Genomic DNA, 23,376 nt, shown 5'->3' on the forward strand with positions numbered 1-23,376 from the left:
CTGCGGGATGACGTTCGCGACGCTCGCGCTGATCACGGCGCTGGGGCTGGTGGGCCCGCTGCTCTCGGCCCGCGAGTCCTGGCACCTGCCGGTGATCCTGGGCCCGATGTTCGCGGGCGTCCTGTTCGGCGCGACCGGTTTCCGGATCCTCGACGCGACGGAGCCGACCTTCGCGTTCCTCGCCGACATCGGCTTCGCCCTCGTGATGTTCGTCGCCGGAACGCATGTGCCCGTGCGGGACCCGGCGGTACGATCCGCCCTCGGCGCGGGGGCGGCGCGCGCGGCCGCGGTGGGCGTCATCGCCGCGGTGCTCGGCGCGGCGCTCTCCGCGCTCTTCGGCACGGGACACGCCACCCTGTACGCGGTCCTGATGGCCTCGTCCTCGGCGGCCGTGGTGCTGCCGATCATCGACGCCGGTCACCTCACCGGGAAACCGATCCTCGCCCTCACGGCGCAGGTCGCGATCGCCGACACCGTGTGCGTGGTGGCGCTGCCGCTGGTCATCGATCCACCCACCGCGGGCCGCGCGGCGATCGGGGCCGCGACGGTCGCGGTGGCCGCGTTCGCGATGTTCGTGTTCATGCGGTGGAGCCGGCGCAACGGCCTGCGGGACCGGATCGAGGCGATATCGGAGGCGCGGGAGTTCGCCATCCAGCTGCGGATCAGCCTGGTGGGGCTGTTCGTGCTGGCCGCCATCGCCACGACCATGCACGTCTCGGTGATGCTCGCCGGGTTCGCGCTGGGCCTCGCCGTGGCCGCGGTGGGGGAGCCGCGCCGGATGGCCGCGCAGCTCTTCGCCATCGAGGAGGGGTTCATGGCGCCGCTGTTCTTCGTGTGGCTGGGCGCCCGCGTGAACCTGCGCGACCTGGTCGAGCACCCGAAGTTCATCCTGCTCGGGCTCGCGCTGGGGCTGGGCGCGATCGCCGCGCACGTCGCGATGCGCGCGGCGGGGCTCCCGCTGCCGCTGGGCGTGCTCGCCGCCGCGCAGATCGGGGTTCCCGTCGCCGCCGTCACCGTCGGCGAACAGCTCGGACTGTTCGTGCCCGGCGAGGGCGCGGCGCTGATCCTCGGCGCCCTGGTCACCATCGCGGGCGCGGCCCTCGCGGCGGGCCGAGCCGCACGATCGGCGCCGCCGGAGCGGGTGCCGGCCGGCTAGAAGTCGTACTCCACCACGACGGGCGCGTGATCGGACAACCGTTCGTCGGGCGACGCCTCCTTGTCGACGGTGACCGACCGCGCGACGCCCGCGAGGTCGGGCGTGGCGAGGTGGTGGTCGATCCGCCAGCCCACGTCCTTGGTGAACGAGGCGCCCGCCCAGCTCCACCACGACAGCGGGCCGGGCCGGTCGCCGTGCTGCTGCCGTACCACGTCGACCAGGGTCCGCGGCCCGAGCCGCGCGCCCAGCCACTCGCGCTCCTCGGGAAGGAAGCCCTCCATCTTCTGCGCGGGTCGCCAATTGGTCACGTCGTGCGGCAGGTGCGCGATGTTGAGGTCGCCGAGCAGCAGGAACTCGCGCCCGGCGGCGCGGGCGGCCCGCCGGCTGCGGTCCAGCTCCCGGGCGAAGGCGTCGAGGAAGCCCATCTTGCGGGCGTACTTGGCGCCCCCGTCGGGCTGGTCGCGCATGCCGCCCGGCTTCTGCAGGTGCGCGGGCAGCCCGCCCTTGGGCAGGTACAGGCACGCCACCGTCAGACGCGCCCCGGCCAGGTCGACCTCGATGTACCGGCCCTCGTGGGCGAACGCCCGCAGGCCGCGGGCCCGCGGCGGCACCGTTGCCCAGGACCGCACCGCCGCAGGCGGTTCCCGCGTGAGTACGGCCACGCCGTTGCGGCCGGGAACGGACCCGCAATCCGCGGACGCGTGGTAGCCGGGGAACCCGCCGAGCGCGTCCGGCGGGCACCGCAGTTCCTGCAGCGCCACGACGTCCGCCCCGCGGCCCGCGAGCCACGCGTCGAACCCGCGGCGCCGCGCGGCGCGGATGCCGTTGACGTTGAAACTCGCGACGATCAGGGCGCCGTCGCCCCGCTCGACGGGTCGATGAGGATCTTCGCGTGCACCTCGGGGTCGCCGAGCGCGTCGAACGCGTTCTCCACCCCGTCGAGCCCGACGGTGCCCGTCACCAGCGGCCGCACGTCGACCTTGCCGCTTGCCATCATGTGCAGCGTGTCGTGGAACTCGCCCGGGTCGTAGCCGAACACGAAGCGCAGGTCGATCTCCTTGTTACCGGCCAGCGCGGGCATGATCGTGTCAGGTTCCATGCACACGCCCACCACGACGACGCGGGAGCGCAGCGGCGCGGCGGTGATGATCTGATCGATCATCCCGGGAATGCCCACGCACTCGAACACGACGGGGCCCTCGGGAACCTCGTGCAGCCGCTCCGCGAGCCGGAACACGTGCCACCACGGCACCGGGCCGGGCACGAGGGTCAGTTTCTTCATGGTCTCCACGCCGAGCGTCAGCATGTCCGAGACGGACCGCAGCTCGTTACGGCCGGGCTTGTAGGCCTCCCAGGGCTGCTGCACCCGCGGGTCCACCACGACGTGGGCGCCCATCTTCTCGGCCAGCGCCCGCCGGCCGGGGGAGAAGTCGCTCGCCACGATGTTTTTCACGCCCGACGCGCGGAGCATCGCGATCACCGCGAGACCGATGGGGCCGCAACCGATCACGACGGCCGTCTGGCCGCGGCCGACGTCCGCGCGGCGCACGGCGTGCCACGCCACGGCCATCGGTTCGGTGAGCGCGGCCTCCTCGTCGGACAGCTTGTCCGGCACCGGCATCGTCATCGCCTCCTGGACGACGACCTGCTCCGCGTACGAACCGGGGGCGCGCTCCGACAGGCCCACCAACTGCGGCTCGTTGCCCACCTTGACGGTGGGGAGGGAAACGACGCGAGTGCCCACGGGCCAGCGCTTGCGGCACCCGGGCCCGTACTCGGCGACCGTGCCCACGAACTCGTGCCCCATCACCACCCGCTGATCGGTGCGCATGCAGTCCGGGTAGCCGGCCTTCGCCGCGAGGTCCGCGACGAGGTCGGCGTGGTGGCGGGCGTGCAGGTCCGAGCCGCAGATGCCGGTACGCGTCACGTTCAGCAGCACCTGTCCGCGGGCGGGGCTGGGGGCGGGGAGTTCCTCGACCGTCAGGCGTCCTTCGTTGACCACGACAGCTTTCATGCCGCCCACCATAACCGCCCTGGCGGCGGGTTCAATCGGCGAGTTGCGCTGCCAGGACGGCGCGCACCGCGGCGTCGTCGCCGACGTCGATCCCGAACGCGTCGTCGAGCACGCGGACGATCTCCTCGACCGAGGTCAGGGCCCGGCGTTCGGTGGCCGCGCCCACCCGGTGCACGGCGTAGTCCGCCCCTGCGAGCACGTGCCGGCGGCCCGGTTCGGCGCGGGCCGCCATGACGGCGCCCCGGAACGGGGAATCGGGGTGGGTCGAGACGTACCAGTTGCCGGTGTGCAGGTCGACGGTCCGCTGTTCGGCCAGGTCGAACACGTAGAGCGGGCGCGCCGTGTCCCCGAGGTGCTGGCGCAGCAGGTAGCGGGTGGTGACGGAGGTTGGCACCGGGGTCACGCTGTAGTGCTCGTGCGGGGTGGCCTGCAAGCCGGTCCCGTCGAGCAGCAGCGGGCCGGTGGGCACCATGCCGCCCAGGCCCACATCGGTGATATGCCGCGCACCGTCGAGGTGGACCAGGGTGAGTTGATGGGTGCGCGCGTGCGACTCCCAGTCGTCGGGGGCGGCGCCGATCACGACCCACCCGGTGAGCGGCCGCGCATCGAAGCCGAGGGCCTGCAGCAGCCACAGGAACAGGCCGTTGAGCTCGTAGCAGTAGCCACCGCGGCGGCCGGTGAGGATCTTCGTCGACAGCGCGGCGGGCGAGAGGTCGACGGGCGCGCCCACGGCCGTGGCGAGCGTCTCGAACGGGAACGTCGCGACGTGCCGCAGCTGCAGATCGCGCAGCGTCTCCAGGGTGGGCGGGGGCCGATGGGCGAGCCCGAGGCGGTGCAGGTAGGCGTCGATGTCGACGGTGGTGGTCGGCGCAACGGTGCTCATGACCCCACGCTAGAACCTGGACGGCGGTTGAGGGCAAGACGACGACCGCCGCTCCCCGGGTGCGTCCCTCCCCGGCGGGGCGCGCCGATACCTGGTTCGATGAGCATGTGAGCAGACCGGCCGAGATCCGTATCGTCAGCGCTTCCCGCGATATCGCCGCTTCGGCGGAAACCCTGTTCGAGTTGATCGCCGATCCCGCGCGGCAACCGGAGTGGGACGGGAACGACAACCTGGCCGAGGCCGCCGCGGGCCAGCGGGTGCGCACGGTGGGCGACGTGTTCCGGATGCGGCTGACCAACGGCCAGGTCCGCGAGAACCACGTCACCGAGTTCGACGAGGGGCGCGTGATCGCGTGGCGGCCGTCCGCCGAGGGGCAGGAACCGCCCGGGCACCTCTGGCGGTGGCAATTGGAGTGGATCCCCGGTGGAGCGACCCGCGTCACCCACACCTACGACTGGACGCTCCTGCAGGACGAGCAGCGGCTCCCGCGGGCCCGGGCCACGACGTCGGACCGTCTGGCCGCCTCCCTGGAGCGCCTCGCGATCGTCGCCGAGCAGCGATGACCGAACTGCGGCGCAGCCTCGGCCTCGGCGACGCGGTCGCCGTGGGCCTGTCCGCGATGGTCGGTGCGGGCGTCTTCGCCGCGTTCGCCCCCGCGGCGGCCGCCGCCGGATCTGCGCTGGTGGTGGGGCTCGCGGTGGCCGCGCTCATCGCGTACTGCAACGCGAGCAGCTCGGCCCGGCTCGCGGTCCGCTATCCGCAGTCCGGCGGCACCTACGTCTACGGGCGGGAGCGGCTCGGCCCGTTCTGGGGGCACCTCGCGGGGTGGAGCTTCGTGGTGGGGAAGACCGCCTCGTGCGCGGCGATGGCCCTCACGGTGGGCGCGTACGCCTGGCCGCAGTACGCGCACGCCGTGGCCGTGGGCACCGTCGTCGCCCTGACGGCGCTCAACGTGTTCGGCGTGCAGCGCTCCGCCACGGTGGCCCGAGTCGTCGTGGCTCTCGTTCTGGCCGTCCTGGCGGTGGTCGTCGTCGCCGCCCTCACCTCGAGCGCGGCGGACCCCGGACGCCTGTTCGACGGTGCCTCGGGCGGCTTCTTCGGCGTGCTGCAGGCGGCGGGCCTGCTGTTCTTCGCGTTCGCGGGTTACGCGCGGATCGCGACGCTCGGTGAGGAGGTCGCCGACCCCGAGCGGACCCTGCCGCGGGCGATCTTCCTCGCCCTGGCCGGCACGCTCGTGGTGTATCTCGCGGTGGGCGTCGCCCTGCTCGCTGTGCTCGGTCCCGGCGGGGTGGCGGGCTCCGCGGCGCCGCTCGCCGACGCCGCGCGCGCGTCCGGGTGGGCGGGCCTCGCGCCGGTGGTCCGGGTCGCGGCGTGCGTGGCGGCCGTGGGTTCGCTCCTCGCCCTCATCCTCGGCGTCTCGCGCACCACCCTGGCCATGGCCCGCGACGGACACCTCCCGCGTGCTCTCGCCGAGGTCGACGAGCGCCGGAAGGTGCCGGTGCGCGCGGAGATCGCGGTGGGCGCGGTGGTGGCGGTGGCCGCCGCGTCCGCCGATCTGCGGTACGCCATCGGCTTCTCCTCGTTCGCCGTGCTCGTGTACTACGCGGTCGCGAACGCGTCGGCGTGGACGCTCGACGGTGCGCTGCGCTCGCGGATCGTGCCCGCGGTCGGGCTCGCGGGCTGCCTGCTGGTCGCGTTGTCGCTGCCCACCCGGTCCGTCGCGGTGGGGATGCTGGTGCTGGCCGCCGGGGCACTCGCGTACGCGGTGACACGCGAACGGGGCGGCGCCTGATGGTCAGCAGCCGGTCTGCGTCAGCGCTTTGAGCCACCCGGCGCTCTGGTAGCCCCAGCCGAACACGGTCTCCACCGGGCCGCGATGCTCGGGGAAGTCCGTCATCTGCATCCCGTCGGTGTAGCAGCGCTCCATGATGAACCGCGCCCGCTCGACGTGCGCGGTGGTCGTGATGACGATGATCTCGTGCCACTGGCGCTGCTCCGCCATGCGGCGGATCTCCCGGGCCTCGCCGCGGGTCGTCCACGGCTGGGGGAGGAAACAGGTGATGGTGACGTCCTTCACGGCCCCGCTGCACAGGCTCTGCATGCGGGTGTCCGTGGGGCCGACCGAGTTCGACAGCACAACCTCCCCGGCGAGCCCCTGCGAGGCGAGCTCGATGCCGTACTCGAAACGCTCATAGGGGTTGCCGCCGAGCACGATGACGGCGTCCGCGCGGTGCAGCCGCCCGTCGATGTCCGGGGCCACGTAGGTGCGGTACACCGTGGCGCCGACGATCAGCACCATCATGACCGCCAGCCCGATCACGACGAGCTTGTGGGCCGGCCGCATGCCGGTCACCGCTGTCTGCACCAATGAAGTATTGCCGCGGAGGCCGCCGCGCGCACATCAGGGTGATATCCGGCGTGGTCACCGGTGTCGAGCCGGACGATCCTGGGCGGCGCCGGCGCCCCCGTGAGGAGTGCCACGCCCTCCGGGCCGCGCTGCGCGTCGAACCACGCCGCGTCCTCCGGGGCGAGGACCACGGTGGCGCGGGCGCCGGCCTCGGCCACCGGGCCGAGGAGCACCCCGGGCACCTGCGTGGTGCCGCGTTCGCCGAGGCGCTCCCACGAGCGGTACGGGAGCCGACGGCGCAGGAGGTCCTTGCCGCGGCCCCGCGGAGTGCGGGCGAACGCCGGATCCGACCGGGGCACGCCCAGATCCGCGGGCGTGCCGCCCGGGGCCGTGGGCCGGGCGAGAGCGGGCTTGATCCGCCAGGAGTACAGCACGCTGTTGACCAGGACCGCCGCATCGGCCGGGCGGTCACGGGCGATGTGCGCCGCGTACCAGGAGCCCGAGCAGATCCCGGCCGCGAGCAGCGGTGCGGGCCCGCACGACGCTGCGGCGGCGAGCGCGTCCTCGACCGCGGTGTCCGGGAACAGGGGGATCACCTCGCCGGGGGTGACCGGACCCGATTCACCGGCGCCCCGCCGGTCGAACCGCACCGCCTGCGCGCCCGAGGCGGCCGCTCCGCGGGCGACCGTGACCCACAGCCCGTTCGGGCCGTGCCGGGTGTCGTTCGCCGTGGCGCACAGCGTGATCGACCGGGCGGGTGGGTCTCCGGCGGCGGGCAGGGAGCGGATTGCGGCCGCCTCGCCGAGAGATTCGATCCGCTCCAGCACCGAGCCCTCCGCCGTCTCGAACCGGGCCTCGGTGCGGATCTCGGGGATGACGGTGACCGGCTCGCACCGGGGCGCCGCGTCCGCCAGCCACTGGGCGATGTCGTCGATAGCCCGATCGGGTAGGCGGACGAGATGGTCTGCGGGGGAGAGGAACTCCTCCATTCCGTCGACGGTGATCCGCATCGCCCCGTCGACCGGCTGCTCCGCGCCCACCCGCGCCGCGACCAGCGTGCGGGGCGACGTCAGCGAGTACGCGGTGAGCGCGGACAGGTCCCGCACCGCCGCCGGCGCGATCGTGAGCCCGAGCCAGGTGTGCGGCTCGAGCTCCTCGCCCGTCGGGGCGTCCAGGGCGAGCGCGGCCAGCGCGGCCTGCTGTCGGGTGAAGGTGCGGCCGCGGAACACCGCGTCCCACAACACGAGTGCCGGCGGCGCGAGCCCCGCCTCGGCCGCGACGAGGGCCCCCGCCCGCAGCGCCACGACGGCCGGCTCGCCCGCACCGAAGCCGCGGAGGTAGTCCGCGGCGATACGAGTGCTGTCCGCCCAGGCCGCGACCGCGTCGGGGCGGCCCGGCTCGTCCGCGGAATCGCCTGTGCCGTAATAGTCGAACCGCAGCACCGCCAGCCCCCGGCCGGCCAGTTCATCGGCGAGGCGGCGGAGACCCCGCAGCGCATCGGTCCGCTCCTCCGCCAGCGGCGGCACCAGCAGGACGGTGCCCGTGACGACTCTGGTCGGCGGGAGGTGGAGGGCGCCGTACACGGAACGGTCCACCGGCCCCAGGTACGTGCGCAGCTCACGAGAGGGCATCGACGATCTCCTTCGCCCGGTCCTCGTAGGTGTTGCGGCCGCCGGTGATCGCGGCGTGCCCGCGGGCCGCGATCCGCGCCGCCGCATCGGGATCCGCCTCCACCCGCGCCACGATCTCCCGCAGTTCCGCGGGTCCGTCGAACAGGAGCGCCTCCCGGCCGTCCGCCAGCAGGGCCTCGTGGTCGGCGGTGCGCGGCCCCACGAACAGCCCGCCCGCCGCGGGCACCTCGTACGAGCGGCACGTGTGGGTGTCGCGGTTGTCGGAGTTGAGCAGGACCAGGTTCGCGCCGATCGCCCCGATCGCGGCCGACAGGTCCGTCCCGTACTGGGGGCCGCGGACCGTCGCGCCGGAGCCTCGCAACGCGGGCCGGCGGCGCCATCCGTTGCCCGCGAGGTAGAACCGGCCGCCCATCTCCCGGGCCAGGCCGGTCAGCAGATCGGCGCGATCCGGGCGGGCGTTGCCGACGAAACCGGCCGCGTACCGTCGGGCGGAGCGCGGCGCGACCGGCCGGTGCCAGGCCGGATCGTAGGCGCAGGGCACGAGGACAACCCGGCGCGCGCCGCGCGCCTGGAGCTCGGACACGTTGTGCGCCTTGGTGGTCACGATCGCGTCCCATCCGGCTTCCGCGGCCAGGTACGCGGGCGTCGTGTTGACCGGGTTGGCCACGTCGTCGGCGCTGTAGTGCACCCGCCGCGCCGCCGGGACCGACAGCAGCCGCTCCTGATCGAGGTGTACCGCGGTGTAGCAGAACAGCAGGTCGGGCCGGGAGGTTCCGGCGGCCTCCTCGATCCGACGGTGCGCCGCGGCGACGTCCGCGGGCCACCTGCGGCCCGTCGCCTTGGCGTACCACCAGGCCGGGGTGCCGCGGCGCGGCAGCGTGACGGCGGTGGTGTCGACGACGGTCACGTCGTGACCGGCGCGGCGGAAGCCGTCCGCGAACGAGCGGGCGTTGCTGCCGTACCAGTCGTCGCCGGCGAACAGGATCCTCATCGCCCCGCCTCCGCGCGCAGCGCGCGCCGCACCGAGAAGGCGGCGGCCGCGGTGTGCGCCGCGACGATCCCCACGACCACCGTCGTGGGGCTGTGGGTCGAGAACGCGACCGCCAGGGTGGCCGCCGCCACGCAGGCGCCGACCGCGCCCGCGAACAGGACGCCCGCCGCATCGCCGCGCACCGGCAACACGGCGGTCGCGAGGACCGAGGCCACGGCCGCGCCGGGCAGTGCCCACGCCTGGACCTGCAGCAGCGGTACCGCGCCCGCGAAGTCGTCGCCGAACAGCAGCGGAACCAGCCACGGAGCCAGCACGGTGACGGCCAGCGCGAGCGCGACGCCGCCGGCGGCCACCGCCGTGATCACCCGGATGGTGGTGGCGTGCAGGTCGTCCCCCGCGCGACGTGCCATCCGCGGCAACAGGCTCACGCCGACCGCGTCGAGTAGCGAGGCCGCGGCCTGTACCGCCCGGTCGCCGGCGCTGAACAGGCCCAGCGATCTCGTCGGGAGGGCCGTGGCGAAGACCGTCGCCGCACCGGGACCGTAGGTGCTCGACAGGATCCGCGCCCCGAACACGGGGCCGCCGATCCGCAGCAGCGACCGGGGCGCCTCGGGGCGGGCCGGCCGCCCGTGGTCGCGGACCGTCCTGCACCAGGACCAGACGACGGCCACCAGCGTCCCCGCGAGCAGGCAGGCCATCGCCGCCTCCGGGGTCCGGGCCACCGGCAGCGCAGCTACGAGCAGCGCCAGGTACACCAGGCGGCCGGCGGTCTGCTGCAGCACCACGACGCCGAACCGCTGCTCTCCCAGGAGGACCCAATCGTCCCCGCAAGCGCTGACGGATCCCACCAGGAGGCCCAGCGCACCCATCAGGACGGCGTGCGGGACGGGTAGCAGCAGCGCCATCGCGAACAGCGCGCCGAACACGGCGAGCGCGGCGCCCCGCAGGCCCGCGTAGTCGCCGCGCAGCCGGTCCAGCCCGGGTTCGCGCACCCGGGCGGCGAGGAACGCCGTGATCCCGAGATCGGTGCACAGCGCGCCGAGGAAGTACGCCGACATCGCGATCGCGAGCAGACCCATCCCGGACGGGCCGAGGAGCCGCGCGCACAGGGGGATGGTCACCAGGGTGACCAGGTACTGGCCGTATCGGCCCGCCGACACCAGGCCGACGTCACGGACCAGCCCCGCGCCGCCCCGTAGGCGCGGCGCGGCGTTCACGGGGCGGCCCGTTCGGCGCGGGCCGTGAGCGCGTCCCTCTCGACCCGCGAGAGCAGGGCGTCGGCGATCAGCGCCGAGGTCCGCAGGTCGAGGTCGCGGGCCCGCTCCCGGGCCGCCGCGCCCAACCGCGCACGCCGCACCGGATCGGCGATGAGCGCGTCCAGCGCGGCCGCCAGCTCGGCCGGCCTACCGGGCCGTACCAACACCCCGTCGTGCCCGTCGACGATCATCTCCGCGGGCCCGCCCGCCTTGGCCGCGACCACGGCGCGGCCCGCCGCCATCGCCTCCGCGACCACCTGGCCGAAGGGTTCGGTGAGCCGCGAGTAGTGCACCACGATGTCGGCGTCCGCGATCTCCGCGGCGGGATCCTCGACGTGGCCCGTGAACGTCACCCGGTCGACGACGCCGAGGTACGCGGCCTGCGTCCGCACCCGTGCGGCGAACTGCTCCTCGCCGAAGAACACGCCGCCGACGAACCGGACGGTGGGTGTCGTCCGCATGGCAGCCAGGGCCTCCAGTACCAGGTCCTGGCCCTTCCACTCGGTGAGTCGCCCGACCATCGCGATCCGGGCCTCGGCGGGCGGACGCTGCGGTGCCGCGGGCGGTACGGCCGCGAGGTCGACCCCGGGCGGGCACACTGCGGCCGGCGTGCCGCGGGTCCGGAGGGTGCCGAGCGTGCCCCGCGAGTTGGCCAGGAAGCCGTCGGCCGCGAGCCGCCCGAGCAGCCGCAAGGGGAACCGCAGCGGGCCGAAGTACTCGCCGCTGATCCGGTCGTGCACCTGCCACACCAGCGGGACGCCCGCGCGGCGCGCCGCCACCGCGCCGATGAGCAGCGTCTTGGTCGACTGGGCGACCACCACGCCGGCGTCGTGCGCGCGGAGCACCGCCGCGACCCGCAGGCCGTCGCGGATCATCCCGACCGCGCCGCGGACCAGGGCGAGCGGCCCCGAACCACGGCCCACCCGGCGGGCGACGGACGGCAGGACCGTCACCGGGACGTCCTGCGCCTGGAGCACGTCCACGAGGGGGCCCGGCTCCAGCAGCACCGCCGAGGTGGTGCGGCCCCGCCGGCGAAGCTCGCCCGCGAGGCGCGCGAACGCGAGCTCCGCGCCGGACGGTGCGGCGGTGTGGCCGAGGAAGACGGCGGGCCGACGCCCGGTCATGAGGCGAGGGCCCGGTACAGCGCCGCGTGCCGCTCGGCGGCGGCGGCCCAGGTGAAGGTCTCCGCGTGCGCGCGGCACGCCGCGGCGGACGGACGGTCCCCGGCGAGCGCCCGCACCAGGCGCGCGGCCAGTGCCTCGGCGTCCCCCGCCGGCACCACCAGGCCGGGCGCGAGGCCCCGCACACCGTCGGGCAGTCCTCCCGCGTCGGTGACGACGGGGGCCCGGCCCGACGCCAGCGACTCCAGCGCCACCAGCCCGAATCCCTCCCAACTCCGGGAGGGCACCGCGGTCACCGTCGCCGCGGCGTAGCGCCGCGCGAGCTCCGCGTCGTCGACCGCTCCCACGAACGTCACGGTAGCCGCCACACCGAGTTCCGCGGCCCGTTCCGCGAGGGGGACGGCCTGCGATCCGGTGCCGACCACGTCCAACCGGGCCTCGGGGTGCTCGGCGAGCACCCCGCGCCACGCGTCCAGCAGTACGTCCACGCCCATCCGGCGCTCGAGCCGGCGCACGCACAGCACCCGCGGGGGACCATCCGTCGCCGGCTCCCCGGCCTCCGGGAACCGGGTGAGGTCGACCCCGGGGGGAATCACGGCGATCGTGCCGCGGTCGGCGTCGTAACGGTCCACCAGGACCTCCGCGAACGCTTCGGAGAGCACCACGAAACGATCGCTGCCGCGGTACCTCGCGCGTTCGACGAGAGTCTTGGCGGCCACGGCGGCCCGGGACTCCCCGGCCGCGTCGCTCTCCAGCGCCCACGGCCCGTGGAAATGCGTCACGAGCGCGGCGCCGCGCGGGGCCGGCCCGAACAGCGCGAAGTGCCGGTCGAGGACCTCGGTGCCCGACGGTGCGCGGCGGCGGGAGGCGCGCACGCGGGCCGCGGTGGTCCCGCTGTCCGCACCCCACGACGTTCCGCCTTGGTCTGGCGCTCCGAACGCGGCGGCGGACGGCCGCACATCGGGGTGGGCGCGCAGCGCCGCGAACAGGTCCGCGAAGTAGCGGGGGAGCCCACCCGGCGCGGTCGCGGGCCACTGCGCCCCCGTCAGGTGGACGTGCACCGGGGTCACAGCCGGGCGTTCACCGCACCCGGCCAGGACGCGCGGTCCATCCCGTGGGCGGCGAACAGCGCCAGCGCGATCCGCTCGATTCCGAACCCGAGGCACGCGCTGTGCGCGGGGGACCCGTCCGCGGAGGTGATGTCGAACTGCATTCCGAAATGATCGCGGTGGTAGTTGCCGGACGCGACGGCGACGCCCGGGAACCTCTCGCCGTAGACGTTCACCAGGACCTCGGTCTTGAGGCCGTCGGCCGACTGGTTCGCGGCCAGCATGCGCCCCGATCGCCCGAAGAACGGATCGACGGCGGGCGCCTGACTCACCCGAAGACCCAGGTCGCCCAGGATGCCCGCGGCCCGCGCGACCCACGAATCGCGGTGCGCGATCGCGGCGCGGTCCGTGCCCACCCGCACGATCTCCCGCATCCGGAACGACTGCATCCGCATCGGGTCCGACGACGGCTCGTGCCGGAAGCAGTGGCCGGACACGTCCACCCACGCGCCGTCCCGCGGGAGCGCCCCGGACAGGGTGGGGTAGACGGGGTGGCACGCGGACGGCACCAGGGCGAGGTCGCTGGAGCGCAGGTGCCCGCCCCAGTCGTGCCCCGCGTCGCGGCCGGCGAGCATGAGCCGGTGTTCGGCGTCGCCGCCCTCGTACGTGGCGACGGTCGCACTCAGGTGCGGGAACGAGGCGATGTAGTCCGTGCGGTCGAGGATCTCGCGGGGCATGACGGGCGGGAACGCGAGCACCGTGGCCGCACCGCCGTGCACCTCGTGGATCACCCTTCCCACGAGCGCGTCCACCGCGCGGCACACCGCGGAGAAGTCCGCGCCGTGGCCGTACACGCCCTCGACGCCGGTGTCGATGAGATGGCCCGCGTCGAGCAACTCCGCCCGCAGGCGGGCGTGCTCGTCGAGGAGCGCGTTCAGGTCCGCGGAGCGGGGAACCGCAGTCATAGTCATGAGGTGTCGTCTTCCCAGGCCGGAACCGTTATCGATGCAATACGGTACCAGGCTAGGGTGAACGGCGGCGTGCACCCGCTCGCGAACGCAAACACGCGGTACAGCGGGTGAATTGCTGATGCAGTTCAACACAGGAGGCGTAGTGGACGAGGTGGTGCGGGAGATCCTCGCCCGGCACGGACGGATTTCGGTCCCGATCGCGGACGTCGACGGCGGCGCGGATCTCTTCGCGTTGGGACTCACGTCTCACGCCGCAGTGAATGTGATGCTGGCAATCGAAGACCGACTTGCGATCGAGTTCCCCGACGAGCTGATGTCGAAGGCTGTTTTCGCGAGTGTGGATTCCCTGGTCGGGGCGGTCCGCTCGCTGGCCGGCGACGCGTGATCGACGGACCCGCGATGCCCCGTCTCGCCATCGTCCACGAGCGGTGGACCGAACCCGGCGGCTCGGAGAACGTGGTGCGCGCGCTCGCCGCCGAATGGCCCGAGGCGCCCGTCCACGTGGCGTTCGCCGACCCGCGCACCGTCGCTCCCGAGCTGCGCGGCCGGATCCGTGCCACGCCGCTCGACACCGTCCACCGGGCCACCGGCAGGCGAACCCACGTACCGCTCATCCCGCTCGCGCCGGCCGCGATGCGACGACTGCGGCCCGGCCCCGTCGACGTGGTGGTCATCAGCCACCACGCCGTGGCCCTGTCCGCCGCGCCCACGTTCGCCGCCGCTGGCGTGCCCGTCGTCGCCTACGTGCACTCGCCCGCCCGCTGGGCCTGGTCGCCCGGCCTGCGCGCGGGGGAGCGCGGCGGGGCCACCGGCAGGGCCGCGTTGTCGCTGCTGGCCGCGCGGGCCCGCGCCGTGGAGACCGCCGCGGTGCCACACGTCACCGCGGTCGTCGCCAACTCCACGGCCGTGGCGGGGCGGATCGCACGGTGGTGGGGCGTCGCCGCCCACGTCGTCCCGCCGCCCGTCGACGTGCGGCGGTTCACGCCGGGCGACGCACCCGCCGGCGACTACTTCCTCGTTGCGGGACGCCTCGTGCCGTACCGCCGCGTGGATCTCGCGATCCGCGCCGCGCGGGCCGCCGGCGCGCGGCTGGTCATCGCCGGGAGCGGGCGCCACGAGCCGGCGCTGCGCGCGCTCGCCGGGCCCGAGACCACGTTCCTCGGCCGCGTCACGGACCCCGAGATGGTCCGGTTGCAGCGCGGCGCGATCGCCACGCTCATGCCCGGCGAGGAGGACTTCGGCATCGTGCCGGTCGAGGCGATGGCCACCGGCACCCCGGTCATCGCGCGGGCCGCCGGTGGGGCCCTGGACACCGTCGTGCCCGGACTGTCCGGGCTCCTGCTCGACGATGCGCCGGACGATGCCTTCGTGACCGCGCTCGCCGACGCCCTGCGCGGATTCCGGCCGGGCGACTTCGACCGCGGCGCCCTGCGGGCGCACGCCGAGGGGTTCTCCGAGGACCTGTTCCGCTCACGGATGCGCGCCGTGGTCGACGGGGTCGCGCACCGGTGAACGGCATCGGGATCGACCTGGTCGCGATCGGCGACGTGGAGTACTCGCTCGCCGAGTTCGGCGACCGGTTCCTCCGGCGCGTGTTCACGGGCGCCGAGAGGCGTGAGTGCGCGGGCGATGCGCGGCGTCTCGCGGCCCGGCTGGCGGCGAAGGAGGCCGCGATCAAAGCGCTCCGCCCGGGGCCGGAGGTCCCGACGCCGCCCCGCGAGATCGAGGTGGTGACCACGCCGTACGGCCCCGAGCTGCGGTTGCACGGCGGCCTCGCCGCTCGCGCCCGCGCGCGAGGCTGGCGGGAGCCGCGGGTCTCCCTCTCCCACACCGACTGCCACGCCGTCGCGGTCGTCACCGTCGAGGTCTCGTAGCCGCTCACCACACGACCGGGGCACGGCGCCGGTGCGCGGTCAGCGTCCCTTGCCGAAGAGGACGGCGGTGACGGTCATCACGAGGATCTTCGCGTCGAGCCACAGGCTCCAGTTCTCGATGTAGAAGTTGTCGTACGTGGCCCGGTCCTTGATGTCGGTGTCGCCGCGCAGGCCGTGGATCGCGGCCCATCCGGTGAGACCGGCCTTGACGCGGTGCCGTGACTGGTACGCCGGGATCTCGGCGCCGAACCGGTCCACGAAGTGGGGACGTTCCGGGCGGGGCCCCACCATCGACATGTCCCCGCGCACCACGTTCCACAGCTGCGGCAGCTCGTCGATCGAGTGGCGGCGCAGGTGCACCCCGAGACGGGTGACGCGGGAGCTCTCGGACGACCAGGCCTTGTCGGACTCCTCGTCCGGGACCGGGCGCATCGTGCGGAACTTGTACAGCGAGAACAGCCGGCCGTCCTGTCCGACGCGGGTCTGGCGGAAGAGCACGGGAGCGTGCGGGTCCTGCAGCTTGATCGCCGCGGCCACGCCGAGCAGCAGCGGGGAGAGGAGGATCAGGCCGAGCGATGCGGTGGTCAGCGACGTGACGCGTTTGACCCGCCAGTGGCTGCTGCGCAGCGCGAGGCGTCGCACCAGCGTCAGCGGTGTGGTGTGGATCCGGTCCATGTCCCGGTCCTGGTGCACGAACTCGTACAACCGGGGCACGACGTAGATCTCGCAGTCGAGGGTGTCGCAATCCCGCAGTGGTTCCACGAGGGTCGCATCGCGGTCGCGGGAGAAGGCGACGATCACGGTGTCGATCGCGCGTTCCTCGATCAGCGCCGCGAGGTCGGCGCGACGGGGGATCACCTCGACGGGGAAGCTCGTGGGATCGAGGGGGTCGTCGTCCATCACGAGGACCGGCCGCAGGCCGTAGATCGGGTACTCGAACATCGACGAGACGAGCTCGCCCGCCACCTTCCCGCCGCCGATCACCAGTGTGCGTGCGCCCTGGTCCGGATGCCGCGCCCGGTGCCGCCGGACCACGGCGAAGTACACGGCGCGCACCAGGAGCAGAATGCCGAGGCACGCGATGACGTTGCGGATCACGGGGTGCGCGTCATCCCACGGGAGCAGCAGGAACAGGGGGATGAGCAACCAGCCCGCGATGATGATCTGCGGGATCGTGTCCAGCGCGCTCAGCGTGATCTTCGTCCGGTAGAGCCCGAGCACGAAGAACGCCGCCAGCGTGATGAGTGCCGCGGCCACGCACGTCTCGATGTGCCTGCTCGTGTCCTCGCCGGGCCGGTACGAGAGAAGCAGGACGGCTGCCACGATGGCGAAGTCGAGGAGTGCGAGCGGCCAGATGTGCCGGTGGGTGCGGCGGGTCTGTCTGGCGGACCGGACGATCGTGCTCATGCACCCCCTTTGCATTCCCGCTGAGCGGTTCCGATTCGCATACTAGCGCTGACGCGGACGGCCGCGTCGGCGCGTATCGTCATCCGTTGTGCTGCCCCTCTCTTCCCAGGTCGCGCTACTGCGGTCGGGCCTCACGGCCTCGTCTCCGGCGGCGCTCAGCATCGTGGCGGCGTGGCGGCGTCCGGGGCCCGTCGATGCGGACGCTCTCGCAGCGGCGGCCGCGAACGTGCTCGGGCGGGTGCAGGCGTGCGGCGTCGGCGCGGTCGAGGAGCCGGCGAGTCCCGCCGGGGTCCGCCTTGTGGGCGTGCCGCCCGCCCCCGTCGAGGTCCGCGCGTTCGCCGACGAGCACGCCTACCGCGCGTGGCTCGAGGCCTTCCGCGACGAACCCCTGCTGTACGACGGTTCGCCCCTGTGCCGCGCCGCGGTCGCCACGGTCGGTGGGGACGGCGTGGTGGTGCTTCGCGCGCACCACGGTGTCCTCGACGGGTACGGGCTGACCACGGTGTTCCGCCGGATCGCCGACCGGTACGCCGGTGCCGCCGCCGACGACGGCCCCGTCGGTGACGTCGAGGCCCTGCGCGGGGCCGCACCGTCGGGCCCCGATCCGGATCCCGCGTTCTGGGCTCGGGCCCTCGACGGGATCGCCGATCCGGGGCGCGAGATCGCGTTCACCGACCGTGTCGCCGAGCCGACTGCGGCGCCGCTCCGGTACGCCGCCCGGGTCGACGGGCACGCGCTGCGGGCCCGGCGGTCGTGGCCTGCGGAGGCCGCCGCCACCGTCGGGGCGTACGTCGCCGGCCACCTGGGCACCGACGACGCGGTGATCGGCGTGGTTGCGGCGCTGCGCCGGAGCGCTGCCGAGCGGTCGACGCCCGTGCAGTGGATGGCGGTGATCCCCAGCCGGATCCGCGTCTCGGGGAGCGGCCCGGCCGAGGCGGGCGCCGCGCTGACGCGATGGCTGGACGCGGCCGCGACGCGGGTGCGGCGGGGCGAGCGGCCGGAGCAGTTGCGCGCCGTGGTGCCGGCCGCGTGGCGCACCGGCCGCACGCACGGACCGATCGTGAACGTGCTGGCGTTCGTGGGGGATCCGCCGTGGAGCCTCGAGGTGTCGGCGTGGGGCCCGATCGAGGACTGCCTCGTCACGGTTCTTCCCGCCGACGCGGGCGGGCTGATCGTGGACGGCGTGTTCCACCCCGACCTCTACGACGGGGCGACCGCACGCGCGCATGTCGAGGGGATCGCCGCGCTGCTCGCGGCCGCGCTGCCCGACCCCGCGCTGCCGTTCTCCGCGCACCCCGTCGCCGCGCGCCCCGCGGATCCGGACCGGGTGCCCGTGCCGGGCGGTTTCGTCGTGCCCGCGCGGATTCGGGAGGCCCTGGCGGCGGCGGGCCTCGGCGACGCCGAGATCCGGACGGGTCCGGCGCTCACCGTGGTTCTCGCGGGGGCCGACGAGGCCGCGCTGGCGCGAGCGCGGGCGGTGCTGCCCGCCGGTGTGCGTCTCCGCCGATCCTGAGGTTTGCCATCTCGGCAACAGGAGTTGCCCCTGGTAGTCCGGAGCGCCGACCATGGATCGCATGACACAGCACGCGCATTCCCACCCGCACACGCCCCACGACTGGTCCGCGATGGCGGACGAGCTCGAGGCGGAGGCCCAGATCTTCCTGCCGTACGTCGCCGGGGCGCTCGAGGCGATCGACGCCGACCGGCCGGGCCGGCGCCCCGGTGTGATCCTCGACGTGGGCGCCGGGCCGGGCGTGTTCACCGCGGAGCTCGCCCGGCGCCACCCCGCGGCGCGGGTCGTGGCGGTCGACGGTGCGCCGGAGCTGCTCGAGCGCGCTCGGGAACGCGGGGCGGGCGCGGGCGTCGAAACCCTGCGTGTCGACCTGCCGGGCGGCCTCGCGGACCTGCCCGAGGCGGATCTGATCCTCGCCGCGCAGACCGTGCACCACCTCGGCGATCAGGCGGCTGCGGTGGCGGCGCTCGCGGGGAGGCTGCGGCCGGGCGGCGTGCTCGCCGTCGCCGAGGGCGGCCTGCCGACCCGGTTCCTGCCGCGGGACCTCGGATTCGGACGGCCCGGGCTGCAGGACAGGTTGGACGCCCTGCTGTCGGAGGGGTTCGCGGCGATGCGGGCCCAGGAGGGCGGCACCGACGGGGTGCGGGAGGACTGGCCGGGAATGTTGCGCGCCGCGGGGCTGACCGACGTGCGGGCGCGGACCTTCCTGGTCGACCGACCGGCGCCGCTCGACGACGGTGCGCGGGCGGCGGTCGCGCGGACGCTGGGCCGGTACCTGAGGCTCGGCGACCGGCTCGCGGAGGTGGATGCCGAAACACTGCGCCGCCTGGTCGATCCGGATGACCCGGCGTCGATCAGGCGGCGCGGTGATGCCTTCGTGCTCGCCGCGCGGACCGTGTTCACGGGTGTCGCGCGGGAGGTCTAGGGGGGCGGGTCTAGGAGACCGTGGCCTTCCCGTCCTTGAAGGTGATCGTCCCCTTCTGGAACTTCTGCACGATGCCGCCGTCCTCGGCGGTCTCGTCGCTGGTGGGGTAGCCCAGCTTGCCGGCCTCGTGGCCCTCGTCGCCCCACTTGTCGCCGATGACGCCGTGCACGACGTGCGCGCCGCTGGCCTGGCTCCAGTAGATGGTGCCGCCCTTGAGGGTGAGGTACTTACCCTTGCCGTCGGGGAGCGCCGAGACGGGGCCGAGGGGGGCGCCGAGGTGGCCCTTCTCGTAGCCGTACTTGGCGTACTCGCCGATGATCGCCTGATCGTTGAGGGTGACCTCCTGGCCGCCCGCGGTCGCGATCTTGGTCGACGGCACGGGCTCCTTGGCCTCCGCGCCGCCTTCCGGTGCACCGGAACCGGACGGTGCCGCCGCTCCCGAGCTGGCGTTCGCGCCGCCACCGGCGGCTTCTCCCGCCTTCGAGGTGGCCTGGGCCGCGGCGTCGCCCGCCTTGGACGTGGCCTGTCCGGCTGCGTCGCCGGCCTTGGAGGTCGCGGAATCCGCGGCGTCCTTCGCCTGATCGCAGGCGGTCAGGCCGCCGAGAATTGCGGCCGCGGCGGCTACTGCACCGATCGTCCGAGTAATCCGAGTGTTCATTTCTGCTCCATTCGACAGGGTGAATTGAACACTTGGCATGAAATCACATCCGTGGCGATGTTTCAGCGGGGACGCACCGTTTGAATCTGGCTGACCTTTCCAATCGCGCCCGTTGTGTCGTGAATGACGGAATCGGTCAGGCCTGCGCCGACAGGCCCTGCTGACACCCGCGTGTCGAACCCGAGCCAGTCGCCCTCGGGCTCCCTGAACAGGTGCGCGGTCAGGTCGAGATTGGGGAAGGCGACGTCCTTCGGGTCCGCCCGAACAGTCATTCCGTTCGCGATATCAAATATTCGGGCGGCTCTGGCGACCGGGCCGACGAACTCGTCGGCGAGAAGGGCGACGTCGGATCGCACCCAGTAGGCCGCCCGGCCGGGCGCGGTCTGCACCCGGCGGGCCTGCGCGGAGGCGATGTATCCGCCGGGCCAGACCGTGCTGGGGTCCCACTCGGGCATCTGGTCGGCGGGCGGGATGCGGTCGAACGCGGTCCCGTCGAGGACCGTCGTGTCGCGCGTGTCGAGGAGCCACGCGCGGAGCGTGAGGGCGATGCGCCCGCCGTGGCTCAGCGACGCCTCGACGAGTTCGATCGTGCGCCCCGGGCGCATGACCCGGACGTCCACCTCGACCGGCTCCATCGGGAGGGTTCCGAGGATGTCGTAGGACAGCCGCGCGAGTCGGAGCCCGTCGCTGCGGCGTGCGTCCCGGTCCCGTTCCACCGCGTGCGCGAGCAGGCCCATGGGTGGCGCGATGTGCTGCTCGGCGGTGTTCCATCCTCCCGAGACGTGCTCGGTGGGGCGGAAGGAGTTCTCACTGAGCCTCTCGAAGTACGGCATGCGAATGAGAGTACGTCGCTCACCGGCAGGTTTTCCAATTCTGGTTAATCATGAATAACCGATAGAGGCCCGGTTCTCCGTGTCCGCGGGGCGTCCGGGCCCGACGGTGCCGCCGCGCGCCGGGTTCGCCGCTCCCGCTACACCGCGCCGCTCCCGCGATGATGCATGGTTCCCGCGACACCTCGCCCGCGTTCCCGCGACACGGATTCCTTCCCGCGACGACCATGGTGATCGCGGGAACGGCTCAGGGGCGCGGGAACCACGCCCGCCGTGGGGATGCACGGGGATACAGGCCGGCCGTGGGGACATCCGACGGTCGCCGCGCGCGTCCCGGCACCGATACGCGGACGCCCCGCACGCCGGGGGCGTGCGGGGCGTCGCGAAAACGCTGCGGGTCAGCGCTTGACGTCGAACCGGTCGGCGTTGGAGACCTTGGTCCACGCGGCCACGAAGTCGGCGACGAACTTGTCCTTGGCGTCGTCCTGGGCGTACACCTCGGCCAGCGACCGCAGGATCGAGTTCGAGCCGAACACGAGGTCGACGCGGCTCGCGGTCCACTTCTTGGCACCGGTGGCGCGGTCCGTGCCCACGTAGGAGCTGTTGTCGTCCGAGGACGGCTCCCACTTCGTCGACATGTCGAGCAGGTTCACGAACCAGTCGTTGGTGAGCGCGCCCGGGCGGTCGGTGAAGACGCCCTCGGCGGAATCGCCGGCGTTGTTGCCCACCACGCGCAGGCCGCCGACGAGCACCGTCATCTCCGGGGCCGTGAGCCCGAGCTGCTGCGCCTTGTCCACCAGCAGGTACTCCGCCGGAAGCGGGGCACCCTTGGCGACGAAGTTGCGGAACGCGTCCCACTTGGGCTCGAGCACCGCGAACGACTCCACGTCGGTCTGCTCCTGGGTGGCGTCCGTGCGACCCGGGGTGAACGGCACGGTCACATCGACTCCCGCGGCCTTGGCCGCGCGCTCGATACCCAGGTTGCCCGCCAGCACCACCACGTCCGCGAAGGAGACCTTCGTGGCCGAGTCGGCGTTGAACGCGTCGGCCACGCCCTCAAGCGCGGAGACGGCCTGTGCCAGCTCGTCCGGCTCGTTGACCTCCCAGCCGGCCTGCGGCTGCAGGCGGAGGCGGCCGCCGTTGGCGCCGCCGCGCTTGTCGGAGCCGCGGAACGAGGAGAACGCGGCCCACGCCGTCTTGATCAGGCGCTCATTGCTGAGATCGGTCGCGGCGATGCGCTCCTTGATGGAGGCCGCGTCGGCGTCGGTGATCGGCGCGCCCTCGGCGGCCGGGACCGGGTCCTGCCACAGCTCCTCCTTCGCCGGCACCAGCGGGCCGACGTAGCGCGACGTGGGGCCCATGTCGCGGTGGAGCAGCTTGAACCAGGCCTTGGCGAACTCGTCCGCGAGCTCCTCCGGATGGTCGAGCCAGCGCTTGGTGATCTCGCCGTAGATGGGATCGAACCGCATCGAGAGGTCGGTGGTGAGCATCGACGGGTGCGTCTTGCCCGAGCCGAAGGCCTCCGGCACCGAGTTGCCCCAGCCGCCGTCCTTCGGCTTCCACTGGTTGGCGCCCGCGGGGCTCTTGGTGAGCTCCCACTCGTTGCCGTACAGGATTTCCAGGAAGCTGTTGTCCCACTTGGTGGGGGTGTGCGTCCAGATCACCTCGAGGCCGCTGGTGACGGCGTCGGGGCCGACACCGGTGCCGTTGCCGCCCTTCCAGCCGAGGCCCTGCTGCTCGAGGGGGGAGGCCTCCGGCTCGGGGCCGTTCTCGACGGGGCCGGCGCCGTGCGTCTTGCCGAACGTGTGGCCGCCGACGATGAGCGCCGCGGTCTCCACATCGTTCATCGCCATCCGGCCGAACGTCTCGCGGATGTCGTCCGCGGCGGCGAGGAAGTCCGGAACACCCTCGGGACCTTCGGGGTTGACGTAGATCAGGCCCATGTGGGTGGCGCCCAGGGGCTGCTCGAGGTCGCGCTTACCGGTGAACCGGCCGTCGGAGCCGAGCCACGTGTGCTCGGGGCCCCAGTAGACGTCCTGCGGCTCCCACTCGTCGGCGCGGCCGAACGCGAAACCGGCCGTCGTGAAGCCCATGTCCTCGAGCGCCACGTTGCCGGCGAAGACGAGCAGGTCGGCCCAGGAGAGCTTGCGCCCGTACTTCTGCTTGACCGGCCACAGGAGGCGGCGCGCCTTGTCGAGGCTGACGTTGTCGGGCCAGCTGTTGAGCGGGGCGAACCGCTGCATGCCCGCTCCGCCGCCACCGCGGCCGTCCTCGGTGCGGTAGGTGCCGGCGGAGTGCCACGACATGCGGATGAACAGCGGGCCGTAGTGCCCGAAGTCCGCGGGCCACCAGTCCTGCGAGGTGCGCATGAGCTGCACCAGATCGGCGCGGAGCGCGTCCACGTCCAGGGTCGCGACCTCTGCGGCGTAGTCGAAGTCGCCGCCGAGCGGGTTGCCCTCGACGGGGTTGTGCGCCAGCACCTTCAGGTTGATCTCGTCCGGCCACCAGTCGCGGTTGTCGCCGCCGGCCACGGGTGGGCGGAGCGAACCGTGGGCGACGGGGCAGCCGCCGCCGGTATCGGTCTGGGGGAAGGGGGTCTGTTCCTCGGACACGGCGTTCCTTTCGGTACGGATGTGCGTTCGGCTCTCGGCTGAGCGGCTGATGGTCCATCGGCCCGCCGGGGCGGGCGGGGCCGAGCGGCCGCTTGCGGTCAACCATACGTCGGCTCGGCGCGAGAATCCAGGTTTTCT

Annotated in this window: 22 protein-coding genes; 8 read left to right on the forward strand and 14 right to left on the reverse strand. The window is 73.6% G+C overall.

The window, feature by feature from the left end; translation table 11 throughout:
• Positions 1–7: 7 nt before the first annotated feature.
• The gene (locus BN39_RS12815) at positions 8–1,156 is read left to right on the forward strand and encodes a cation:proton antiporter (protein WP_019202808.1); all 1,149 of its coding nucleotides are present in this window, start codon (positions 8–10) and stop codon (positions 1,154–1,156) included.
• Here the strand turns inward: BN39_RS12815 and BN39_RS12820 are convergent.
• The 3 genes from BN39_RS12820 to BN39_RS12830 are packed head-to-tail and all read right to left on the reverse strand — an operon-like array spanning position 1,153 to position 4,053.
• Entirely contained in the window at positions 1,153–2,007 is an 855-nt protein-coding gene (locus BN39_RS12820; RefSeq protein ID WP_040767924.1) for an exodeoxyribonuclease III, read from the reverse strand. The two genes, BN39_RS12815 and BN39_RS12820, sit on opposite strands and share 4 nt — an antisense overlap.
• Positions 2,004–3,170, reverse strand: a complete 1,167-nt coding sequence (locus BN39_RS12825) for a zinc-binding dehydrogenase (RefSeq protein WP_040768259.1) — start codon at positions 3,168–3,170, stop codon at positions 2,004–2,006. Before BN39_RS12825 ends, BN39_RS12820 begins: the two co-directional genes overlap by 4 nt.
• A 31-nt stretch (positions 3,171–3,201) precedes the next feature.
• Positions 3,202–4,053 (reverse strand): arylamine N-acetyltransferase, encoded by an 852-nt coding sequence (locus BN39_RS12830; RefSeq protein ID WP_019202811.1) that lies wholly within the window; start codon positions 4,051–4,053, stop codon positions 3,202–3,204.
• Positions 4,054–4,160: 107 nt separating this feature from the next.
• Between BN39_RS12830 and BN39_RS12835 the strand changes: the two genes are divergently transcribed.
• Positions 4,161–4,616 carry an SRPBCC family protein gene (locus BN39_RS12835; protein WP_019202812.1) on the forward strand — a complete coding sequence of 152 codons (456 nt, stop codon included), beginning with the start codon at positions 4,161–4,163 and terminating at the stop codon, positions 4,614–4,616.
• Positions 4,613–5,845, forward strand: coding sequence for an APC family permease (locus tag BN39_RS12840; protein WP_019202813.1), 1,233 nt, complete (start codon positions 4,613–4,615; stop codon positions 5,843–5,845). The genes BN39_RS12835 and BN39_RS12840 overlap by 4 nt, the downstream gene beginning before the upstream one ends.
• Before the next feature lie 3 nt (positions 5,846–5,848).
• Here the strand turns inward: BN39_RS12840 and BN39_RS12845 are convergent, their stop codons facing one another.
• Genes BN39_RS12845 through BN39_RS12875 form a run of 7 tightly spaced genes read right to left on the reverse strand, consistent with a single transcriptional unit; the run spans position 5,849 to position 13,419 of the window.
• Positions 5,849–6,418 (reverse strand): YdcF family protein, encoded by a 570-nt coding sequence (locus BN39_RS12845; protein WP_237741691.1) that lies wholly within the window; start codon positions 6,416–6,418, stop codon positions 5,849–5,851.
• Positions 6,403–8,031: a hypothetical protein gene (locus BN39_RS12850; protein ID WP_019202815.1), complete on the reverse strand. Its 1,629-nt coding sequence runs from the start codon at positions 8,029–8,031 to the stop codon at positions 6,403–6,405. Before BN39_RS12850 ends, BN39_RS12845 begins: the two co-directional genes overlap by 16 nt.
• On the reverse strand, positions 8,018–9,022 hold the full coding sequence (locus BN39_RS12855; RefSeq protein WP_019202816.1) for a glycosyltransferase: 1,005 nt from the start codon (positions 9,020–9,022) through the stop codon (positions 8,018–8,020). The genes BN39_RS12850 and BN39_RS12855 overlap by 14 nt, the downstream gene beginning before the upstream one ends.
• On the reverse strand, positions 9,019–10,239 hold the full coding sequence (locus BN39_RS12860; RefSeq protein WP_019202817.1) for an oligosaccharide flippase family protein: 1,221 nt from the start codon (positions 10,237–10,239) through the stop codon (positions 9,019–9,021). The genes BN39_RS12855 and BN39_RS12860 overlap by 4 nt, the downstream gene beginning before the upstream one ends.
• A complete protein-coding gene (locus BN39_RS12865; protein WP_019202818.1) occupies positions 10,236–11,402 on the reverse strand; it encodes a glycosyltransferase in 1,167 nt (388 codons plus the stop codon). Before BN39_RS12865 ends, BN39_RS12860 begins: the two co-directional genes overlap by 4 nt.
• The gene (locus tag BN39_RS12870; protein ID WP_019202819.1) at positions 11,399–12,469 is read right to left on the reverse strand and encodes a glycosyltransferase family 4 protein; all 1,071 of its coding nucleotides are present in this window, start codon (positions 12,467–12,469) and stop codon (positions 11,399–11,401) included. Before BN39_RS12870 ends, BN39_RS12865 begins: the two co-directional genes overlap by 4 nt.
• Positions 12,466–13,419: an amino acid--[acyl-carrier-protein] ligase gene (locus BN39_RS12875; RefSeq protein WP_081586090.1), complete on the reverse strand. Its 954-nt coding sequence runs from the start codon at positions 13,417–13,419 to the stop codon at positions 12,466–12,468. Before BN39_RS12875 ends, BN39_RS12870 begins: the two co-directional genes overlap by 4 nt.
• Positions 13,420–13,537: 118 nt before the next feature.
• On the opposite strand from BN39_RS12875, the gene BN39_RS12880 reads away from it, so the two are divergent.
• The 3 genes from BN39_RS12880 to BN39_RS12890 are packed head-to-tail and all read left to right on the forward strand — an operon-like array spanning position 13,538 to position 15,293.
• The gene (locus tag BN39_RS12880) at positions 13,538–13,804 is read left to right on the forward strand and encodes an acyl carrier protein (protein WP_040767926.1); all 267 of its coding nucleotides are present in this window, start codon (positions 13,538–13,540) and stop codon (positions 13,802–13,804) included.
• A 14-nt stretch (positions 13,805–13,818) separates the two neighbouring features.
• On the forward strand, positions 13,819–14,931 hold the full coding sequence (locus BN39_RS12885; RefSeq protein WP_040768266.1) for a glycosyltransferase: 1,113 nt from the start codon (positions 13,819–13,821) through the stop codon (positions 14,929–14,931).
• Positions 14,928–15,293: a holo-ACP synthase gene (locus BN39_RS12890; protein ID WP_019202823.1), complete on the forward strand. Its 366-nt coding sequence runs from the start codon at positions 14,928–14,930 to the stop codon at positions 15,291–15,293. The genes BN39_RS12885 and BN39_RS12890 overlap by 4 nt, the downstream gene beginning before the upstream one ends.
• Before the next feature lie 39 nt (positions 15,294–15,332).
• On the opposite strand, the gene BN39_RS12895 is transcribed toward BN39_RS12890, so the two are convergent.
• The gene (locus tag BN39_RS12895; protein WP_019202824.1) at positions 15,333–16,700 is read right to left on the reverse strand and encodes a sugar transferase; all 1,368 of its coding nucleotides are present in this window, start codon (positions 16,698–16,700) and stop codon (positions 15,333–15,335) included.
• Positions 16,701–16,788: 88 nt separating this feature from the next.
• Here BN39_RS12895 and BN39_RS12900 point away from each other — a divergent pair, with 88 nt between their 5' ends.
• Positions 16,789–18,213 (forward strand): hypothetical protein, encoded by a 1,425-nt coding sequence (locus BN39_RS12900; protein ID WP_019202825.1) that lies wholly within the window; start codon positions 16,789–16,791, stop codon positions 18,211–18,213.
• Positions 18,214–18,274: 61 nt separating this feature from the next.
• A complete protein-coding gene (locus BN39_RS12905; RefSeq protein WP_019202826.1) occupies positions 18,275–19,138 on the forward strand; it encodes a trans-aconitate 2-methyltransferase in 864 nt (287 codons plus the stop codon).
• Between the two features lie 10 nt (positions 19,139–19,148).
• Here BN39_RS12905 and BN39_RS22280 read toward each other — a convergent pair whose 3' ends face one another.
• The 3 genes from BN39_RS22280 to katG form a co-directional block, all read right to left on the reverse strand.
• Positions 19,149–19,796 (reverse strand): LGFP repeat-containing protein, encoded by a 648-nt coding sequence (locus BN39_RS22280; RefSeq protein WP_019202827.1) that lies wholly within the window; start codon positions 19,794–19,796, stop codon positions 19,149–19,151.
• A 62-nt stretch (positions 19,797–19,858) separates the two neighbouring features.
• A complete protein-coding gene (locus BN39_RS12915) occupies positions 19,859–20,629 on the reverse strand; it encodes a thioesterase family protein (RefSeq protein WP_019202828.1) in 771 nt (256 codons plus the stop codon).
• A gap of 395 nt (positions 20,630–21,024) precedes the next feature.
• Positions 21,025–23,238, reverse strand: a complete 2,214-nt coding sequence (gene katG / locus BN39_RS12920) for a catalase/peroxidase HPI (protein ID WP_019202829.1) — start codon at positions 23,236–23,238, stop codon at positions 21,025–21,027.
• Positions 23,239–23,376: the final 138 nt, after the last annotated feature.

Source organism: Tsukamurella sp. 1534 (assembly GCF_000312385.1).
In the GTDB taxonomy this organism is placed as follows: Bacteria; Actinomycetota; Actinomycetes; order Mycobacteriales; family Mycobacteriaceae; genus Tsukamurella.

Bases quoted from the DNA above. Each gene is read 5' to 3' on its own strand.
- BN39_RS12865 (WP_019202818.1), bottom strand. From the start codon at position 11,402: ATGACCGGGCGTCGGCCCGCCGTCTTCCTCGGCCACACCGCCGCACCG.
- BN39_RS12815 (WP_019202808.1), top strand. From the start codon at position 8: ATGACGTTCGCGACGCTCGCGCTGATCACGGCGCTGGGGCTGGTGGGC.
- BN39_RS12825 (WP_040768259.1), bottom strand. From the start codon at position 3,170: ATGAAAGCTGTCGTGGTCAACGAAGGACGCCTGACGGTCGAGGAACTC.
- BN39_RS12880 (WP_040767926.1), top strand. From the start codon at position 13,538: ATGCAGTTCAACACAGGAGGCGTAGTGGACGAGGTGGTGCGGGAGATC.
- BN39_RS12905 (WP_019202826.1), top strand. From the start codon at position 18,275: ATGACACAGCACGCGCATTCCCACCCGCACACGCCCCACGACTGGTCC.
- BN39_RS12840 (WP_019202813.1), top strand. From the start codon at position 4,613: ATGACCGAACTGCGGCGCAGCCTCGGCCTCGGCGACGCGGTCGCCGTG.
- BN39_RS22280 (WP_019202827.1), bottom strand. From the start codon at position 19,796: ATGAACACTCGGATTACTCGGACGATCGGTGCAGTAGCCGCCGCGGCC.
- BN39_RS12830 (WP_019202811.1), bottom strand. From the start codon at position 4,053: ATGAGCACCGTTGCGCCGACCACCACCGTCGACATCGACGCCTACCTG.
- BN39_RS12855 (WP_019202816.1), bottom strand. From the start codon at position 9,022: ATGAGGATCCTGTTCGCCGGCGACGACTGGTACGGCAGCAACGCCCGC.
- BN39_RS12915 (WP_019202828.1), bottom strand. From the start codon at position 20,629: ATGCCGTACTTCGAGAGGCTCAGTGAGAACTCCTTCCGCCCCACCGAG.
- BN39_RS12875 (WP_081586090.1), bottom strand. From the start codon at position 13,419: ATGACTATGACTGCGGTTCCCCGCTCCGCGGACCTGAACGCGCTCCTC.
- BN39_RS12885 (WP_040768266.1), top strand. From the start codon at position 13,819: ATGCCCCGTCTCGCCATCGTCCACGAGCGGTGGACCGAACCCGGCGGC.
- BN39_RS12895 (WP_019202824.1), bottom strand. From the start codon at position 16,700: ATGAGCACGATCGTCCGGTCCGCCAGACAGACCCGCCGCACCCACCGG.
- BN39_RS12850 (WP_019202815.1), bottom strand. From the start codon at position 8,031: ATGCCCTCTCGTGAGCTGCGCACGTACCTGGGGCCGGTGGACCGTTCC.